The sequence below is a fragment of the Solibacillus sp. NPDC093137 genome (assembly GCF_050280445.1).
Lineage (GTDB): Bacteria > Bacillota > Bacilli > Bacillales_A > Planococcaceae > Solibacillus > Solibacillus isronensis_B.
The window spans coordinates 1-17,801 of record NZ_JBNNVH010000001.1 but is presented as its reverse complement, the minus strand read 5'-3'; the positions used below and the strand labels follow the sequence as shown (position 1 = coordinate 17,801).

The following is a 17,801-nucleotide window of genomic DNA, read 5'->3' as shown; positions in this document are numbered from 1 at the left end:
TTATCTACAATTTTATAGAAGAAATGAGGAAATGAAAAATGATATACCCTTATAAGGATAAAATACCGACGATTCACCCTTCTGCATTTATTGCCGACTATGCCACAATTACCGGCGATGTAACAATAGGAGCCGAAACTTCAATTTGGTTTAACACAGTAATCCGCGGCGATGTAAACAAGACAATAATTGGCGACCGTGTCAGCATCCAGGATTTGAGCTGCCTTCACCAAAGTCCCGCTTACCCTCTCATTATTGAAGATGAAGTAACAGTAGGTCATCAAGTTACATTACATAGCTGTACAATTAAGAAACGTGCTTTAGTTGGTATGGGTTCCATCATATTGGACGGAGCCGTTATAGGCGAAGGAGCATTTATCGGTGCCGGTAGTCTTGTGCCACCGGGAAAAGTGATTCCTCCCAACTGTTTAGCGATGGGACGCCCAGCAAAAGTTGTACGTGAAGTAACTGCAGAAGATCGCGCAGATATGGATCGCATTATTTCCGAATATGTAGCGAAGGGACAATACTATAAATCACTTCAGAAATAATTTCACACTCATTTACTGTTTTTCGAAATCTCTACCTATAATATAGGAAGTTTACTGGAAACTACAAAAAAAGGAGCTATCCATTTAACCGGATGCTCCTTTTTATTTTATTAAATTCCTGCTTTTGCTTTTAATTCAGCTGCTTTATCCGTATTTTCCCATGGCACATTTAAATCTGTGCGACCGAAATGTCCGTATGCTGCTGTTTGTTTATAGATTGGGCGACGTAAATCAAGCATTTTAATAATGCCTGCAGGACGTAGGTCAAAGAGTTCACGAACCCAGTTTACGATTTGGGATTCTGCTACTTTTCCTGTGCCAAATGTATCAACAGCGATTGAAACAGGTTGTGCAACACCGATTGCATAAGCAAGTTGCACTTCAGCACGGTCAGCTAAGCCAGCTGCTACAATATTTTTGGCAACATAGCGTGCTGCATATGCTGCAGAGCGGTCAACTTTTGTTGCATCCTTACCAGAGAATGCTCCGCCACCGTGACGTGCATAACCGCCGTAAGTATCAACAATAATTTTACGTCCTGTAAGACCTGCATCTCCTTTAGGTCCGCCGATTACGAAGCGACCTGTTGGGTTGATGAAGTACTTTGTAGCTTCATCCAATAAATGAGCAGGAACTACCGGTTTAATAACGTGTTCTTTAATGTCTGTTTGGATTTGTTCCAATGTTGCTTCTTCATCGTGCTGTGTTGAAATAACAATTGTATCTACACGAACAGGTTCATTGTTTTCATCATATTCGATTGTTACTTGTGTTTTACCGTCCGGACGTAAATATTCCAATTCGCCTGATTTACGCACTTCTGTTAAACGACGAGCTAATTTGTGAGCTAAAGAAATAGGCATAGGCATAAGTTCCGGTGTTTCGTTACATGCATAACCAAACATTAAACCTTGGTCGCCTGCACCGATTGCTTCAAGTTCATCTTCAGTCATTGAACCTTCACGTGCTTCCAATGCCTGGTCAACACCTTGTGCAATGTCAGGTGATTGCTCTCCTACAGCTACTAGTACTGCAAGATTTTCAGCATCAAAGCCGTACTTACCGCGTGTATAGCCGATTTCTGCTACTGTATCGCGGATAATCCCTTTCATATCTACATAAGTAGAAGTTGTAATTTCACCAGATACTAATACTAAGCCTGTTGTTACCGTAGTTTCACAAGCTACACGTGCATTTGGATCTGCAGCTAAAATAGCGTCTAAAATGGCATCCGAAATTTGATCACAAATTTTGTCCGGATGTCCTTCCGTTACACTTTCTGATGTAAACAGTCGACGATTTGTCATGTCATTTCCTCCTAAATCACTTTGGCAATTGTTTTTTATTGATACGGTACTCATTACCCATGTCCGTTATATTGCAGGAATTACGCTGATGCGTAGCTGCCTTTTTAACGTCAAGCTATATTTGCTTTAACACGAGGGTCTGAAAGGCTGTAACTATATAATTTTCGTTCAGTACGAAATTGTAAAACAAAATAAAAAAAATCCTTTCTCTCATAGCCGTGTTCATCACACGTGAGGAAAGGATATTACGTTTCGTTACCTTTCACTCTTATCGTTCAAGGGAAATTTTGCCCTTGCATCAGGTTGGCACCAACACGTATAAAATATACGCAGGTTGCCGGGTTTCATAGGGCCTGCCCCTCCACCAGCTCGGGATAAGAGTATCCGTTCAATTAAACATCTTACGCAAAAATTCAAGTACTGTCAACAAATTTTGACTTTTTTCGATCTGCTAAAATTTACGAAAAAATAATTTGCAATTAGTATAGATTATTTCACTTAATGTGTTATACTATTTTTGAATTAGGAATCAACTCCCCTCTATAAGGGAATACTATAAAAAAGGATGGTATTTAATAGATGAATTCGGTAGAAATTGCTAACGAGCTGAAAGAACTTTTAAACGGGGAAAACATCAAAACTCAATTATCTGTTCCACAATTAATTGAAAAAGCTACATCACGCGGAGAAGCATCGCTAACTGTTGAAGGCGCATTACGTGCTGAAACAGGCAAATATACTGGCCGCTCTCCTAAAGATAAATATATAGTAGAAGAAGAAATTTCAAATGACAAAATCGATTGGGGTAAAGTAAACCGTCCGATCTCTGCAGAAGTATTTGATAAACTTTATGTAAAAGTTATAAATTACTTAAAAGAACGTGACGAGTTATATGTATTCAACGGTTTTGCTGGTGCAGACAAAGAGTCTCAATTATCTATTAAAGTAATTAACGAATATGCTTGGCATAATCTATTCTGTCATCAATTATTCATCCGCCCAACAGGAGACGAATTGGCTAAACACGTTGCCGAGTTTACAATCGTATCTGCGCCAAACTTCAAAGCAGATCCGGAAGTAGACGGTACTGGATCGGAAACATTTATTATAACATCTATCGAAAAGAAAATCATCTTAATCGGCGGAACTGAGTACGCAGGTGAAATGAAGAAGTCAATCTTCGGTATTATGAACTACTTGTTACCTGAACAAGGTATCTTCCCGATGCACTGTTCTGCAAACGTTGGAGAAGAAGGCGATGTAGCATTATTCTTCGGTTTATCTGGTACAGGAAAAACTACTTTATCAGCTGACAAAGACCGTAAATTAATCGGTGATGACGAGCACGGCTGGTCTGACAATGGCGTATTCAACATTGAAGGTGGTTGCTATGCAAAAACAATTAACCTATCTGCTGAAAATGAGCCGGAAATTTACAATGCAATCCGCTTTGGTTCAGTATTAGAAAACGTTGCGGTAGACCCTGAATCACGTGAATGCGACTATGCAGACGGTTCTTTAACAGAAAACACACGTGTCGCTTACCCTATCGACTTTATCGATAATATCGTCTTGCCATCAGTAGCAGGTCATCCAAATACAATCGTCTTCTTAACAGCCGATGCATTTGGTGTATTACCTCCTATCTCTAAATTGACTAAAGAGCAGGCAATGTATCACTTCCTAAGCGGTTTCACTTCTAAACTTGCCGGTACAGAACGTGGTGTAACAGAGCCAGAACCAGTATTCTCTACATGCTTCGGTTCTCCGTTCCTGCCGCTTGCTGCAACTGTTTATGCAGAGCAATTAGGTAAGAAAATTGATGAGCACGGTTCACAAGTATTCCTAGTAAACACTGGTTGGACTGGTGGCGAATATGGTGTAGGCAGCCGTATGAAGCTTTCTTATACACGCGCAATGGTGCGTGCTGCAATCGACGGTAAATTAAATAACGTTGAAACTACCCAAGACGCTGTATTTGGATTAAACATCCCAGTAGCAGTTGAAGGTGTACCAACTAACGTATTAAATCCTCGTGATGCATGGGCAGACAAAGCTGCGTATGACAAAAAAGCTTCTGAACTTGCCGAACTGTTCAAAAACAACTTCAAGAAGTTCGAGAATGTTGATGAAGCAATCGTTCAAAAAGGCGGTCCATTAGTATAATTTACTAATCAGCCGTGTTTATTCAATCAAAAACAGCATTTTTCTCTAGGAGAAAAATGCTGTTTTTTTATTGTGTTTATTGGCGTTTCATCCAATCACATAAGTTTTTCACAGTATCACAGTTTAGGTTGGGAGGATAGTGATGCTTTAATCCAGATGAGTACCATGTCTCAACAGATTTCCCTTCCTTTTTTAAATACTGCTCCAGTTTATAGGCATGCTCTATATCAACATGCTGATCTTCTGTACCATGAATAATAAGTACGGGGGTTTGAAGTTTATCGATTTCAAATAATGGTGTACGGTCATCATAGTTTTCCGGTACTTTATTTGGAGTACCTCCAACAATTCTCTTTAAGCCGCGCCGCATATCAACACGGTCCCAATATGTTGCTGTCGCATCCGATACACCTGCCCAAGTTACGAGCGATTTGATATCATCACGTAAAATCGCTGTCCACAATACCATTAACCCGCCGCGGGAAAATCCATATAAATTCACTTTATCCACTTGAATAAATTGCTTCAGTACTTCTATGCCGCTAACTGCATCATAACGGTCATCACCCGCAAACTCGTCCTTACCTTCTCCTCCGCGATTTCCACGATAATACGGAGCAAATACAACGAAGCCTCGCATCGCAAATTGAGCAATACGTGCAGGCCTGACCATGCCGATCGATTGGAGTCCCCCACGCAAATATAAAAGCGCTTCATATGTACCAGGGGCTTTAGGACGCGCCAATAATCCTTTTACACGCAGTCCTTGTGACCAATACGTAATTTCATCTAATCGGATATGAGGATTTGGAGATGGGTAATTGCGTATCGAAAAAATCTTACCATTGTCGTTCATGATTTTTCACTTCCTGCAACATCTTTTTCATTCCTGCATCCCGCATATAGAAACTTAATTTTGGCTGCTGCCACAGCTCTTCTTCTGTCAGCCATAACATGCCTTCTGTTTCATGATCTCCGGTAAAAGGTTCAATGTCCTTTACCTTAGCAGTAAAGACCGCTTTGCAAAAGGGAATCTCATCATGCACAATATAGTAGGCAAACCATTTTACATCTTCTATGACCACATTTGCTTCTTCGTAAACTTCACGGATAGCCGCTTCGTACAATGTCTCCCCGGGCTCCTGCTTGCCTCCAGGAAACTCAACGCCACGACGATGATGAATCGTGCATAACCATTTCCCTTTATATTGTACAAGTGCCAATACATGCTTCGGTTCAACTTCGAAAGGACCTTCATCAAATCTTAAATCTACTTTTAAATTATTTTCATCGATAAATGTAAACATCTTTTCGCTCAACTCCTACTATATAGTGTAACGAACAGATGTCTCCCGTTCAATCAAATCGCCTAATTAGCGCGTGAAGTACGGCAGTTGCTCGACGAATTTCTTCGCTTCCTCATCACCGAATTCATGAATCAGAGCATAGACTTTTTTTAGACGGTGGTCGATCTCATGATTTAATCTGTCCAAATGATATGGAATAAACGGCATATGGGCACGGAATGCATTTGACGCCTCCAGCTGCTGCATCTGATTGAACAGCTTCATAAATACACGCGCTTTTAATGGCTCCATTTTCAGTACAAATTCATAGGATGATCCAGGATGCAAATTGCATGTTAAATTGGCAACTGATACATAAACATTATTTTTTTCCATTATTCTCACCTCAAGTTTAAGGTGGTCCGCAATAATCTCGTTTATACATTGGAAGTATATCGTACAGTGAACGAATAAAAAACGACCCCGCATTTGGAGTCGTTTATCCGATATTATTTGCCTAAATAAGCATTTAACATCCATGTATGTTTCTCAAGACTTTGGAATTGAGCGTTCAGTAAATCCTCTGTGCGATCATCGCCTTCTTCTGAAGCAGTTTCCATTGCTTTATTTAAAGCTTCCATAATCGTATTGAAGTCAGTGATTAACTTAGAAACCATTTCCTCTGTCTCTTCTTTTCCTGAAGCCTCTTCAATTAGAGAAAGCTCTAAATGTTCCTTTAATGTTGCAACAGGCTTGCCGCCCTTCGTTAAAATACGTTCTGCAATTTCATCTAAATTTAATGTTACTTCGTTGTAAAGCTCTTCAAATTTAACGTGTAGTGTAAAGAATGATGGTCCGTTTACATACCAGTGATAGTTATGTAACTTCGTGTACATTACCGACCATGTTGCTACTAAATCATTTAATTGTGTGTTTAATTGTTTCTTTGCCATTGTCCTTCACCTCATAAATTATATTTAAAACTTCTTAACGAAGTTTTAATCCTGATATAAAATCAGCTTACTATTTCTAATATTTTCAGAAATGTATCATGCTTGTATTATATCCGTTATCGCACTTCTTAAAACATTTAGTTCAACCATTATTCACACTCACCACATTTTTTTCCTGTAATATGGAAGGAAACGAGGTGAAAAATATGAGCTTACCTATTGTATTGATTATTATCATAACGATTATGGGGATATTCGCATTCTCTATTATTTTACTTGCCCGGAAAAACAACGTATCATTAAAACAAACCGTTGATGACAAACCAATTCGGACTTATAAAAATGGAGAGCAAAAATAGCAATGAAAAAACTTTTTATCGGATTAATTCGTCTTTATCAAAAATATATTTCGCCAATGACGCCACCTTCTTGCCGGTTCCACCCGACCTGTTCACACTATGGAATTGAAGCAATTCAAAAACATGGTGCAATAAAAGGATCGGTCATGACCGTTATTCGTATACTAAAATGTCAGCCGCTTCATCCAGGTGGATTCGATCCAGTACCTGAAAAATGGCCTTCGAAAAAAAAATAATTTTCGAAGCCTTTTTTTATTGTTTTTTTTTATTGAATCCTGTAAGATTAAAAATGTTCAAAAATACAAATCGTAATTATTACTATTTAAGGAGATTTAATTATAATGAAAAAATGGTTTTCAATCATTTCGATGTTTACACTCATTTTATTATTAGCTGCTTGTAACACAGACGATACTAAAAAAGATACAAGCGAATCGCAGCAAAACAAAGATGCCCTTTCTGTTTATACAACTGTTTATCCCTTGCAGTATTTCACAGAACAAATCGGCGGAGAGTTTGTTGATGTCTCTTCTATTTATCCAGCAGGTGCAAATGAACACTCATTTGAACCAACGCAAAAAGATATGATGGCGTTAGCAGATGCGGATTTATTTTTCTACATTGGCCTTGGATTAGAAGGTTTTGTTGAAAATGCGCAAAAAACTTTGGCAAATGAAGATGTAAAATTAGTTGCTACTGCTGCTAATGTAACGGAAGATCAGCTTCATATTTCAACAGGACATACACATGCTGAGCATGAGGAACATGATGACCATGGACATGGAGAAGAGCATGCACACGAAGAACATGATGCGCATGTTTGGTTATCCCCGGTCATTTCACAGCAGCTGGCATTAACGATTAAAGATGAACTTGTCGCGGCATTACCGGAACACGAAGCAATATTCAATTCTAACTACGAACAATTAGTAACAGACCTTGCAACATTGCATTCAGACTTTGAAGCAATGGCTGCAGCTACGACGAAGAAAACTTTCTTTGTATCGCATGCAGCATTCGGCTATATTGCGGGACATTACGGCTTTAATCAAGTTCCTGTAGCTGGTCTTAACTCACAAAGTGAACCTTCACAAAAGGAATTAACGGCAATTGTTGATTTAGCGAATAAAGAAGAAATCCAATATATTTTCTTCGAGCAAAATGTTTCTTCAAAATTAACGGAAATAATTCAAAAAGAAGTAAATGCAGAAACATTAACATTGCATAATTTAAGTGTTTTAACAAAAGAAGATATCCAAAACAATGAAGATTACTTTACATTAATGCGTAAAAATATGGATGTCCTTAAACAAGCATTAAGCAATTAGTAAACACAAAAGGTCCAAGCATTCATTATGCTTGGACCTTTTTTATCTCCGTATCACTCATCCAGCAGCTGCATCAACTTTCTTCGCAAAAGTTTATTGGAGCCGCTTCGAGGTAAACGGCTGACGAAGTGTACTTGTTTTGGGACTTTATAATTTGCTAAGTGCTGCGTGCAGAAGTGTATAATTTCTTGTTCTGTCATCTGTTTTTTGGCAACAATAAAGGCAACAGGTACTTGCCCCCATTTGTCATGCTCGACTCCACAAACTCCTGCCTCTTTTACGTTCGGATGTCCGAGGAGTATGTTTTCAATTTCAGCCGGATAAATATTTTCGCCACCTGAAATAATTAAGTCACTGCGTCGATCGACGACATACAAATACCCTTGTTCATCTAAATAACCGACATCTCCTGTATGAAGCCAACCATCGATGGTCGTCGGTTTATCTTTAAAGCGGCCGATATATTTCGGTGTTACATGAGGTCCGCGGATTAAAATTTCACCTATGGAGTCCCCGTCTTTTGCATCAATTTTTATTTCATTAAAAAACAGCGGCTTGCCGGCAGATCCGGTATGTGTCATGGCATCCTCGTTTGCCAATGTCGCGGTTTGTGAAGAAGTTTCAGTCATCCCGTAAGTTTGGGCAACACGTAAATCCAGTTTTTCCGCACGCTTCAAATAATCGACCGGTACTGGACCGCCCCCTGCTAATGCGGTTGTAAAATGCGGATGTGCCTTTTGTCCAGCCTGCTCCATTTCGGAAAGTATATTTTCCAATATGACTGAAACGACCGACATTTTCGTAACGGTGCCTTCCATAATTTCCCGAGCACACTTTTTTGCATCGAATTTTTCATATAAACGTATTTTCATCCCATATAGCAATGATCGGACGACAATCGAAAAACCACTTATATGAAAAATCGGGACAGTACAAAGCCATGTATCCTTCTCTGAAATGCCTAAGTTCAATGCTGAGCTGATTGCGCTGGAACTATGATTTGAAACCGTTTGGCAAACACCCTTGGGAAACCCTGTTGTTCCGGATGTATACATGATCGTCAGTGCAAAGTCCTCTTCCCACTGTGGTGCAATCTCATATTCCGACTCAGTAGTCTCATAAAGCTTGGAAAACGGAATGATCCGGGCATCATCAGGAAGTTTGGCAAGCTCTTCATCGGCTACTAATATCGCATCTACTTCCGCATCTTCAACTTGATACGCAAGCTCCTGCTTAGCCAGTCTTCCATTTAACAGCACCATCTCACACTGTGCCTGCATACATGCATATAGCAGCCTGATTAAAGGTGGTGTAGACGGGGCTAAAATAGCTACCCGTTTTCCATTTGTTAAACGTAGTGTATTTAATTTATATGCTAGGCTGACAGACGTTAAATAAAGTTCTTTAAACGTCCATTGCTCGTCATGAAAGCTCAGTGCAACCCGATTCGGTGTTAAATAGGCTCGTTGCTTGATCCAGTTTGGCTGCATCCCTTATTCCTCCTGTCGTAAAGAAAAGGGATGTCCAAAGTTTTCGGACATCCCTTTTGAATATTATAACGAACAAATCAAGGGAAACGTGGGAATTGACCGAAGTCTGGTTTACGTTTCTCTTTGAATGCATCGCGGCCTTCTTTTGCTTCATCAGTTGTGTAGTAAAGAAGTGTCGCATCACCAGCAAGCTGTTGGATACCAGCTAAACCGTCTGTGTCTGCGTTCATTGCAGCTTTTAAGAAACGTAATGCTGTTGGAGACATTTCCAGCATCTCTTCACACCATTTTACTGTTTCATCTTCTAACTGCTCATATGGTACAACTGTGTTTACTAAGCCCATTTCAAGTGCTTGCTGCGCATCATACTGACGGCATAAGTACCAGATTTCACGAGCCTTTTTGTGTCCTACGATACGTGCTAAGTAACCTGAACCGTAACCAGCATCGAACGAACCGACTTTAGGTCCTGTTTGACCGAAACGTGCATTTTCTGCAGCGATTGTTAAGTCACATACTACGTGCAGTACGTGGCCGCCGCCGATTGCATAACCTGCTACCATTGCTACAACCGGTTTAGGAATTTTACGGATTAACGTTTGTAAATCTAAAACGTTTAAGCGAGGGATCTGGTCATCGCCTACATAGCCGCCATGACCGCGTACTTTTTGGTCGCCGCCTGAGCAGAATGCATGCTCGCCTTCACCTGTTAAAATAATTACGCCCACACGCTCATCATCACGAGCACGTGTGAAAGCATCGATCATTTCCGCTGTTGTTTTTGGGCGGAAAGCGTTGCGAACTTCTGGACGGTTAATCGTAATTTTTGCGATTCCGTTATAGTATTCATACTTAATATCTTCGTAAGTATGTAAAGATGTCCATAGACGTTGCTTTGTCATATATATTGCCTCCTAATTCGGTTATGAAATCGTTTCCTTTACTATTGTAGCAAACTTTGTCGGATTTTCCACATGAATTGCGTGGCCAACTGCTGGAATTATAAGATGATTTGCTTTTTCGATAAGCTCCTGCATTTCATTGTTTAATTGAATGAATTTTTCGTCAAGTTGTCCGGTTACGAGTGTCACAGGCATTGTTAATGTATTAAGCTTACCCCAAAGTTCCGGCATTACACCTGTTCCCATACCGCGCAGACTGTTTGCAAGTCCGATTTCCCTTTGCTGTATGCGCTCAGATCGAATTTCCTGCTGTACTTTTGCGGGAAGACTTTTTTGAGAAGCAAACAACGGGATATTTCCCCACTTGTTTACAAATGATTCTATCCCATTTGCAAGTATCTTTTCCGCGAGTGTATCATCCGCCTGTTTTCGTATAGTACGCTGTTGTTTATCCAATAGACCGGGAGAAGCGCTTTCCAAAAGCAAATGATTAATTCCAGACGGATAACGAACCGCATAGCTCAACGCAACACGTCCTCCCATCGAATAGCCTACAAGCGAGAAAGTATCAAGCTGTAATTGATGAAAAAGTTCATGTAGCAGTTCCACTTGAAATGCCATCGAGTAGAAATTCACAGTAGTTGGTGCTGCTGTTTTACCGTGTCCGATTAAATCAACAGCAATACACCGGATGTTTGACGGCAGTTGCGAAATAATCTTTTTCCAAGTATTTGTGCTCCCTGTAAAACCGTGGAGAAATACAACCGTTTGAGTTGCCTGTTCATTCCACTGTTCAATATGCACATCCAACCCTTTTACAGTGAATCGAGCCATTGTTCCATCACCTCATGAATCCGTGCCCATAGCTGACGGTGCTGCTTCACATTCTCTTCACGATCTGTGAAAGCTTCGATTAGTTTAATCGATGTTTGTTTATCCACAGACAATGCAGTCGTAAATTGTTCCAATGATGTTGCTTTTACGTAATCCAAATCATACATTTTGGCCATTTGTTCGAATGTCAATGCAGTCGGTGTACCAAAAAGATCTTCATAATGCTCCTCTACCTTCGATTGCGGTAAATAAGAGAAAATGCCGCCACCGTCATTATTCATGACAATTACCGTTAAATCACATTGCTGATAACGACTTGCAACAAATGCATTGGCATCATGCAAAAATGCTAAATCCCCAATCAATAAATACGTTTTGCGGTTTTTGCGACCATTACTGAATCCAAGTGCTGTAGATGTTACCCCATCAATCCCGTTTGCTCCGCGGTTTGCGAAAATTTGAAAAGGACGATTTTGTGTAAGTAAAAACGTATCAATATCACGAATCGGCATACTGCTGCTGACATAAATGTCGGCGTCTTCCTCAATACTTGTAAGGAATGCCTGTACCATTGCTCCTTCGTCATCGGCAAATTGGCTGTACTTTTCAATAACATCAGCTGCAAGTAAATCTGCCATTTTCCAGAATTGAACGTATGCCATTTCTGCTTGAGAATTAACTAATTTCACATCCGACAGCCATTCTCCTGGCAAGGCATGAATGAAATGTGTCGACATATGAGTAGAATCTCTATACATCGGATCTTCATCGATGACAATATAGCTTTGCGGGTTTGCCTGTACGATAAACTGCATTAAAAATTTTGAAACAGGCTGTGCTCCGAAACGAATGACCGTCTGTGGTCGAACATTACGCTTGAAGCGCTCATTTTTCATCAATGTATCATATGTAGTAATCGCATATATTTGGCAATCTTCCGGTATTTCTGTACGCAAGTTCGATAAGCTTTCAATCATTACCGGCCATTTCACTTCACGAATGAAATCCCATAAATGTTCCGTGTTCGTTCCTAGCGGCAATTCCCCGACGATCAGGATTCCGGTCGTTGTTTGTTCGATGATTTCTGTCAGTTCAGCCATCGCTTGCTTTGCAGGCCGAAGCTCATTTGTATAGCTTTTAATAAAGCTTGAAACAGGCAATGTTTCCGCAAATTCAATGATTAACGGTTCACGGAACGGTATATTTAAATGGACCGGTCCAAACGGTGCTGTCGTTGCAATATTTACCGCACGCACTGTATGGCGTTCGATAAACGGAAGCGTTTGCGGTGCCTCATCCGGAATCGGAAATTCTGCCGACCATTTCACATTTTCACCGTATAATCGCACTTGATTGATCGTCTGCGGTGCTCCTACTTCGCGCAATTCATGCGGACGGTCTGCTGTTAAAACAATTAGCGGCACTCGTGCATATTTTGCTTCGACAATGGCCGGATAGTAATTTGCCGCCGCTGTTCCTGATGTACATACGAGTACGACCGGTTTTGCAGTCGATTTAGCTAAGCCAAGTGCGTAAAAGGCTGCAGCCCGTTCATCAACTTGACGATGCATTTCAATTTCCTTCGTTGAGGCAAATGCATAGGCAAGCGGTGTAGAGCGGGAGCCGGGACTTACGACAACCTGCTCTACACCAGATGCTACTAACGCTGACACAATTGTATAAACATAATTCGATAATACTTCACGATCATTCATGTAACTGGCCTCCTAAAGCTCGAAGCATTGGACGGAATTTCACGAGTGTCTCTTCATATTCCGATTGTGCTTCCGAATCTTCGACAATGCCTCCGCCTGCATATAAGTACGCTTTATCCTGTACTAATGCAGCCGAACGAATTGCTACTGCAAACTCGCCATTTCCATCGGCATCAAGCCAGCCGATTGGTGCCGCATACAGCCCTCGGTTCATCGGCTCATATGTTCGGATTATTTCCATTGCCTGTTCACGCGGAACACCGCCTAAAGCTGGTGTTGGATGCAAATGTTTTACTAGCTGCAAAATAGTTGCATCTACATTTAATTGTCCTTCAACAGGTGTATATAAATGCTGAATATCACGGATTTTTAATAACTTCGGTCCATGAGGGACTTTTACTTCCGTACAATTCTTGTTAAATGTATCGGTAATCATCTCAACAACATAATGATGCTCACCAAGGTTTTTCAAATCGCTCAGCAACGTTTTTCCTAATTCCTCATCGGCTTCAGCTGTTGTGCCTCGCTTAATCGAGCCTGCTACACATGAGGAATAGGCACGCCCGCTGTCTACTTTTACTAAACGTTCCGGTGATGCACCGTAAAACAGTAAATCACCATGCTCCAAGCCAAACAAATAGCTCTCCGGCTGTTCATGTACGACATGTGACAAAATTTGCGGAGATGTAATCGATTCCTCAAATTGCAATGCTAAAGATCGTGCAATAACAACCTTTTGCGCTTCATTTGCTTTGATCAGGCTAGTCACCTTATTGATTGAATCCATATATTCGTGCTTATATGGTTCCATATAGCTTGTCATCGTTGGTTTCGGATAAGTTTTCACTTCCTTCACCTGTGCTGCATGAATGAGCTCATCACGCTCTTTACGAAGTGCTTCAAACGTTTTCGCGCTGTTTTCCTCATCCGTAATATAGTTAATTGTTACATAAGCTTTATCATTGCGAATAACTAACTGATGTGTTGCGACAGTAAAGTAGCTTTGCGGGAAGTTTGTCCATTCTGCCGAAACATCATTTTGCGGATCAAAAGTAAAGCCGCCAAAAAGGATAGGCTGCAGATGCTGATCTTCCTGGATGATTTGACTCGTCAGTTTTTTCCATTCACGTTCAACTAAATCGAAACGAGCGTCAGACGCATTGTTTTCGATTGTATAGGCATGTCCTAAACCAACTAATGTGAAGGTTTTTTCACGATTTTGCCAGTAGTTGCGTTTTCCTTTATACTTCGATTCGCCAGCCGCAAAAAATGCCAATGCGGATAATCGGCTTACTTCGATTGTTTCCATATAAAAAATTTGCTTTGAATTTGAGCCTACTTCTATTTCAGTGGCGTTGTACCACTTGTGTTGCATGAAAATTCCCTCCGTCATGTTGCAAATTCACTAAGTATGATGCAAGTATAGCGTTATTTTAATACGTGCCTGAATTTTTATATAATTTGCTCATTTTTTTTGCGTTCGCGCAGTAAATAATACCTTCCTATCATAACATTTTTCGAGCAAACGTTACATGTATTGTCCCTTCACTCTGTTCAATTTGTTTTATATGCATTACAATAGTTTAGATAATTGTATTTAGTTAGGAGCGTTTTTTTATGACAAAAGTCGTTGAAGCGGACAAGGGATTTAAAGTCTGGTGGCATTTAACACGGCCCCACACATTAACAGCTTCATTTGTACCTGTATTATTAGGTACGTCTATGGCACTTTCAATAAATCATGAAACAATTCATTTTGGACTATTTTTTGCAATGCTTATTGCTAGTATGCTAATACAGGCAGCAACTAATATGTTCAATGAATATTATGATTATAAACTTGGCCTGGATAATGAAAACTCAGTCGGTATTGGAGGCACAATCGTCCGACATGGTGTAGCACCAAAAACAATTATGGCTATTGCGCTAAGCTTTTACGGTATCGCGATGCTATTAGGCGTTTACATATGTGCCATGACATCCTGGTGGCTTGTTGCTGTCGGTCTTGTATGTATGCTTATCGGCTATTTGTATACTGGAGGACCGTATCCGATTGCTTATTCACCGTTTGGGGAGCTGGTTTCGGGGGCAGTAATGGGTATGGGTATTGTTCTAATTGCCTTCTTTATTCAAACAGGAGATGTAACAGCTGATGCTGTAATTATTTCAGTGCCGAGTATGATTTTAGTTGGGGCAATTATGCTTTCTAATAATATCAGGGATATTGTTGGAGATACAGAAGGCGGACGTAAAACGATGGCCATTTTAGTTGGCCGACATAACGCTGTAACAGTACTTGCCGGTTTCTTTATTGTTTCGTATGTTTGGATTGTCGTTCTCGTAGTTCTTGGCCATTTAACACCATGGGCACTGCTTGTATTATTAAGCGCAAAGAAACCGGTTGAAGCGATTAAATTATTCCGAGCAAAAGAAAAACCGCTTGAAGTAATGCCGGCAATGAAATATACAGCCCAAACAAACACGATTTTCGGTTTCTTGTTGGCTGTAGGTCTATTAATTTCATATTTCATTTAAAACTAGTAGAGGTATGTTGAACATTCAACATACCTCTTTTACTATTCAGTCACTTCTTCTACATGGTCAATACAAGTTAAAGCTGTTGGAATCGCTTCTAAGCGTTCAAAAGGAATCTCTTTTCCGCATACGATACATTCCCCGTATGTGCCTTCATCCATTGCGTTTAAAGCTGTTTGTATTTTTTCGATTTCGTCTTCCTTCAATTCACTTAATGTTTTTTCTGTAACCATTGTCGTTAAATCGGTTGCTGCATCTGCCGGATGATTATCAACTGCAGTTATTTCTGTATCCTCTAAAGGCGGTTCTTCATTAACATGCTCCTGCAATGTTGCAAGCTCCTCTTCCAAAATGCTGCGTAATTGTTGTAATTGATTGATATCCATATAAAATCCCCCTTTTTTCCATTAATAAAATATTACCTATATGAGGATTTCTAAACATCTTTTCTATTTGTTCGCTGCATAAACAGCGATTACATCATGCAAGAATTTTGTAGCACCGGGACCGACACGCTCATCATAGTAAGCGGTAAACCGTTCATCGCTTACATACATTTGTGCTAGGCCTATATGTGCTTCTGAGGTATACTTTGCCCAGGAGAAGCTTAGCCAGCGTTTATGAAGCTCTGCTGCTTCCATTGCAACGTCTGACGTTACATCGCCGGACGCCATCGCTTCTTTTAATCGTTCAAACAGTTGGTTTTCCAATTGCTGCATTGCATTATATTGTTCTTCTGTCATATCCCTAAATTTTTTATTGCTTGCTTCCACTTGAGCTTCACCGTATTTTTCACGTACTTCCTGGCCATAGCTCTTTTCGTTTTCTTCAATCAGTTTATTTTTAAACACGTCAAACTTTTGTTCATTTGTCATCTTAAGTTCCCCTTCCATCGTTTGGATTGTTTGTTCTATCGTTATTAGTAAGTCGTCGATATATCGTCTTTTCTTTTGTAATAGCTCAAATTGTTTTTTTAGCGCTTCTTTTACTTCATAATCAGGATGATCGAGCAATTTTTTTATTTCCTCTAACTTAAAATCAAGCTCCCGGTAATATAGTATTTGCTGTAACCGGTCAATATCCCCTTGGCTATATTGCCGGTAGCCATTTTCCGCAACTGCAGAAGGCCTCAGCAAACCGATTTCATCATAATAACGTAGTGTGCGTGCACTCATACCCGATAGCTTGACTAGTTCGTTAATCAGCAAATGATCACCTCCTATTTAGTACTATAAAGGTTGACGCAACGTGAAGGTCAATAGTTAATTATATTTTCTTAATTATTCTAAAAAAAGAAGCTAACCTAAGTATTTTCAGGTTGCTTCAATTAACATCTTTTTCAATCTCGGGATAAACTCCTGCAAATAGCTTTCGGGTAGTGCAGACATTTGTTCTAGTCCGATCTGTTTCACTTCATCATGACGTAAATCATTTACGTATTTATAACCGGATACTTCGATTTCCTGTATTTTATGTGTCGCAAGCAATATAAATTGGTTTAAGTTAGCAGAGTATATACCATCAAGTTCTTCGCGTTGAAGAGTAAACTGCTCAATTCCTCCTGTTAACACATATACAAATACGTTTGCAAACTCATAATCCTTTATTTTTTCATTGTCTATACTGTACGGGACGACTCCAAGTGACGTTAATTGCGAAAACATTACGTTAATCCCTACTTCTTCCTTTAATTCGCGTACACCGTCCTCAATCGTCTCCGTTGCCAGTATATGACCAGCTGCGGTGATATCAAATTGGTTTGGGTAATCCTTTTTATTTTTGCTTCTCAGCTGTAAATAAATGCGCCATTCTAAATCTGTTTTTTCAATAACCCAGCAATGAAACACTTCATGCCAATAACCTTTTGCATGAATGAGTTTACGTTGTTCAATGCCCGTTTCCTTATAATATTGATCAAATGCTTTTAAACGTTCATTCACAAGATCCGCTCCTTTTATACAAAAAAAAACGCTAAGCACATGTAACAGTACTTAGCGTTCTTCGTTTTCCTATGTATGACCCGTACGGGATTCGAACCCGTGTTACCGCCGTGAAAGGGCGGTGTCTTAACCACTTGACCAACGGGCCGATGGCGGAGACAGAGGGATTTGAACCCTCGCGCCGCTTACGCGACCTACACCCTTAGCAGGGGCGCCTCTTCAGCCTCTTGAGTATGTCCCCAAAAATAGAAAAAATGGCTCCGAAGGCAGGACTCGAACCTGCGACCTGCCGGTTAACAGCCGGATGCTCTACCAACTGAGCTACTTCGGAATAATACTATGGTGGGCCTAAATGGACTCGAACCATCGACCTCACGCTTATCAGGCGTGCGCTCTAACCAGCTGAGCTATAGGCCCTATTTAAAAACTGGAGCG

At 40.3% G+C, this 17,801-nt stretch carries 19 protein-coding genes, 4 tRNA genes and 1 riboswitch; of the genes, 6 read left to right on the top strand and 17 right to left on the bottom strand.

Annotated features, from left to right (window positions below; all coding sequences use genetic code 11):
- The first annotated feature begins 38 nt into the window (after positions 1 to 38).
- Positions 39 to 551, top strand: a complete 513-nt coding sequence (locus tag ACQKN3_RS00115; RefSeq protein ID WP_251686428.1) for a gamma carbonic anhydrase family protein — start codon at positions 39 to 41, stop codon at positions 549 to 551.
- A gap of 110 nt (positions 552 to 661) precedes the next feature.
- Here the strand turns inward: ACQKN3_RS00115 and metK are convergent, their stop codons facing one another.
- The gene (gene metK, locus ACQKN3_RS00110) at positions 662 to 1,858 is read right to left on the bottom strand and encodes a methionine adenosyltransferase (protein WP_251686427.1); all 1,197 of its coding nucleotides are present in this window, start codon (positions 1,856 to 1,858) and stop codon (positions 662 to 664) included.
- Positions 1,859 to 2,123: 265 nt separating this feature from the next.
- Positions 2,124 to 2,239: riboswitch (SAM riboswitch) on the bottom strand.
- Between the two features lie 198 nt (positions 2,240 to 2,437).
- Between metK and pckA the strand changes: the two genes are divergently transcribed.
- Entirely contained in the window at positions 2,438 to 4,024 is a 1,587-nt protein-coding gene (gene pckA, locus ACQKN3_RS00105) for a phosphoenolpyruvate carboxykinase (ATP) (protein WP_427708553.1), read from the top strand.
- Between the two features lie 76 nt (positions 4,025 to 4,100).
- On the opposite strand, the gene ACQKN3_RS00100 is transcribed toward pckA, so the two are convergent.
- From ACQKN3_RS00100 to ACQKN3_RS00085, 4 genes are all read right to left on the bottom strand, one after another.
- Positions 4,101 to 4,880: an alpha/beta hydrolase family protein gene (locus ACQKN3_RS00100; RefSeq protein ID WP_427708551.1), complete on the bottom strand. Its 780-nt coding sequence runs from the start codon at positions 4,878 to 4,880 to the stop codon at positions 4,101 to 4,103.
- Positions 4,864 to 5,331, bottom strand: coding sequence for an NUDIX hydrolase (locus tag ACQKN3_RS00095; protein WP_251686424.1), 468 nt, complete (start codon positions 5,329 to 5,331; stop codon positions 4,864 to 4,866). Before ACQKN3_RS00095 ends, ACQKN3_RS00100 begins: the two co-directional genes overlap by 17 nt.
- A 66-nt stretch (positions 5,332 to 5,397) precedes the next feature.
- Positions 5,398 to 5,706: a transposase gene (locus tag ACQKN3_RS00090; RefSeq protein WP_251686423.1), complete on the bottom strand. Its 309-nt coding sequence runs from the start codon at positions 5,704 to 5,706 to the stop codon at positions 5,398 to 5,400.
- A 113-nt stretch (positions 5,707 to 5,819) separates the two neighbouring features.
- Positions 5,820 to 6,263, bottom strand: a complete 444-nt coding sequence (locus ACQKN3_RS00085; protein WP_251686422.1) for a Dps family protein — start codon at positions 6,261 to 6,263, stop codon at positions 5,820 to 5,822.
- Positions 6,264 to 6,469: 206 nt separating this feature from the next.
- Between ACQKN3_RS00085 and ACQKN3_RS00080 the strand changes: the two genes are divergently transcribed.
- The 3 genes from ACQKN3_RS00080 (at position 6,470) to ACQKN3_RS00070 (ending at position 7,950) form a co-directional block, all read left to right on the top strand.
- The gene (locus ACQKN3_RS00080; RefSeq protein WP_251686421.1) at positions 6,470 to 6,622 is read left to right on the top strand and encodes a hypothetical protein; all 153 of its coding nucleotides are present in this window, start codon (positions 6,470 to 6,472) and stop codon (positions 6,620 to 6,622) included.
- 2 nt (positions 6,623 to 6,624) lie between these two features.
- The gene (gene yidD / locus ACQKN3_RS00075; RefSeq protein WP_251686420.1) at positions 6,625 to 6,858 is read left to right on the top strand and encodes a membrane protein insertion efficiency factor YidD; all 234 of its coding nucleotides are present in this window, start codon (positions 6,625 to 6,627) and stop codon (positions 6,856 to 6,858) included.
- A gap of 105 nt (positions 6,859 to 6,963) precedes the next feature.
- Positions 6,964 to 7,950 carry a metal ABC transporter solute-binding protein, Zn/Mn family gene (locus ACQKN3_RS00070; protein WP_427708548.1) on the top strand — a complete coding sequence of 329 codons (987 nt, stop codon included), beginning with the start codon at positions 6,964 to 6,966 and terminating at the stop codon, positions 7,948 to 7,950.
- Positions 7,951 to 8,003: 53 nt separating this feature from the next.
- On the opposite strand, the gene ACQKN3_RS00065 is transcribed toward ACQKN3_RS00070, so the two are convergent.
- The 5 genes from ACQKN3_RS00065 to ACQKN3_RS00045 all read right to left on the bottom strand — a co-directional run bounded on the left by ACQKN3_RS00065 (position 8,004) and on the right by ACQKN3_RS00045 (position 14,266).
- Positions 8,004 to 9,440 carry an o-succinylbenzoate--CoA ligase gene (locus ACQKN3_RS00065; protein WP_427708546.1) on the bottom strand — a complete coding sequence of 479 codons (1,437 nt, stop codon included), beginning with the start codon at positions 9,438 to 9,440 and terminating at the stop codon, positions 8,004 to 8,006.
- A gap of 77 nt (positions 9,441 to 9,517) precedes the next feature.
- Complete coding sequence (gene menB, locus ACQKN3_RS00060; RefSeq protein ID WP_008408141.1) at positions 9,518 to 10,342, bottom strand: 1,4-dihydroxy-2-naphthoyl-CoA synthase; 825 nt, start codon at positions 10,340 to 10,342, stop codon at positions 9,518 to 9,520.
- Between the two features lie 21 nt (positions 10,343 to 10,363).
- Positions 10,364 to 11,176: a 2-succinyl-6-hydroxy-2,4-cyclohexadiene-1-carboxylate synthase gene (menH, locus tag ACQKN3_RS00055; RefSeq protein WP_427708543.1), complete on the bottom strand. Its 813-nt coding sequence runs from the start codon at positions 11,174 to 11,176 to the stop codon at positions 10,364 to 10,366.
- On the bottom strand, positions 11,158 to 12,891 hold the full coding sequence (menD, locus tag ACQKN3_RS00050; protein ID WP_427708542.1) for a 2-succinyl-5-enolpyruvyl-6-hydroxy-3-cyclohexene-1-carboxylic-acid synthase: 1,734 nt from the start codon (positions 12,889 to 12,891) through the stop codon (positions 11,158 to 11,160). The genes menH and menD overlap by 19 nt, the downstream gene beginning before the upstream one ends.
- On the bottom strand, positions 12,884 to 14,266 hold the full coding sequence (locus tag ACQKN3_RS00045) for an isochorismate synthase (protein WP_427708540.1): 1,383 nt from the start codon (positions 14,264 to 14,266) through the stop codon (positions 12,884 to 12,886). Before ACQKN3_RS00045 ends, menD begins: the two co-directional genes overlap by 8 nt.
- 242 nt (positions 14,267 to 14,508) lie before the next feature.
- Between ACQKN3_RS00045 and ACQKN3_RS00040 the strand changes: the two genes are divergently transcribed.
- The gene (locus ACQKN3_RS00040; RefSeq protein ID WP_251686414.1) at positions 14,509 to 15,426 is read left to right on the top strand and encodes a 1,4-dihydroxy-2-naphthoate polyprenyltransferase; all 918 of its coding nucleotides are present in this window, start codon (positions 14,509 to 14,511) and stop codon (positions 15,424 to 15,426) included.
- A gap of 41 nt (positions 15,427 to 15,467) precedes the next feature.
- On the opposite strand, the gene ACQKN3_RS00035 is transcribed toward ACQKN3_RS00040, so the two are convergent.
- From ACQKN3_RS00035 to ACQKN3_RS00005, 7 genes are all read right to left on the bottom strand, one after another.
- Positions 15,468 to 15,812, bottom strand: coding sequence for a TraR/DksA C4-type zinc finger protein (locus ACQKN3_RS00035; RefSeq protein WP_251686413.1), 345 nt, complete (start codon positions 15,810 to 15,812; stop codon positions 15,468 to 15,470).
- Between the two features lie 63 nt (positions 15,813 to 15,875).
- Positions 15,876 to 16,634 carry a MerR family transcriptional regulator gene (locus ACQKN3_RS00030; RefSeq protein WP_427708538.1) on the bottom strand — a complete coding sequence of 253 codons (759 nt, stop codon included), beginning with the start codon at positions 16,632 to 16,634 and terminating at the stop codon, positions 15,876 to 15,878.
- 105 nt (positions 16,635 to 16,739) lie between these two features.
- Complete coding sequence (locus tag ACQKN3_RS00025; RefSeq protein ID WP_427708537.1) at positions 16,740 to 17,366, bottom strand: NUDIX hydrolase; 627 nt, start codon at positions 17,364 to 17,366, stop codon at positions 16,740 to 16,742.
- 76 nt (positions 17,367 to 17,442) lie between these two features.
- A tRNA-Glu gene (locus ACQKN3_RS00020) sits at positions 17,443 to 17,514 on the bottom strand.
- Positions 17,515 to 17,516: 2 nt separating this feature from the next.
- Positions 17,517 to 17,607 (bottom strand) — tRNA-Ser (locus tag ACQKN3_RS00015).
- Between the two features lie 14 nt (positions 17,608 to 17,621).
- Positions 17,622 to 17,697: transfer RNA gene (locus ACQKN3_RS00010), tRNA-Asn, on the bottom strand.
- Positions 17,698 to 17,706: 9 nt separating this feature from the next.
- Positions 17,707 to 17,783: transfer RNA gene (locus ACQKN3_RS00005), tRNA-Ile, on the bottom strand.
- Positions 17,784 to 17,801: the final 18 nt, after the last annotated feature.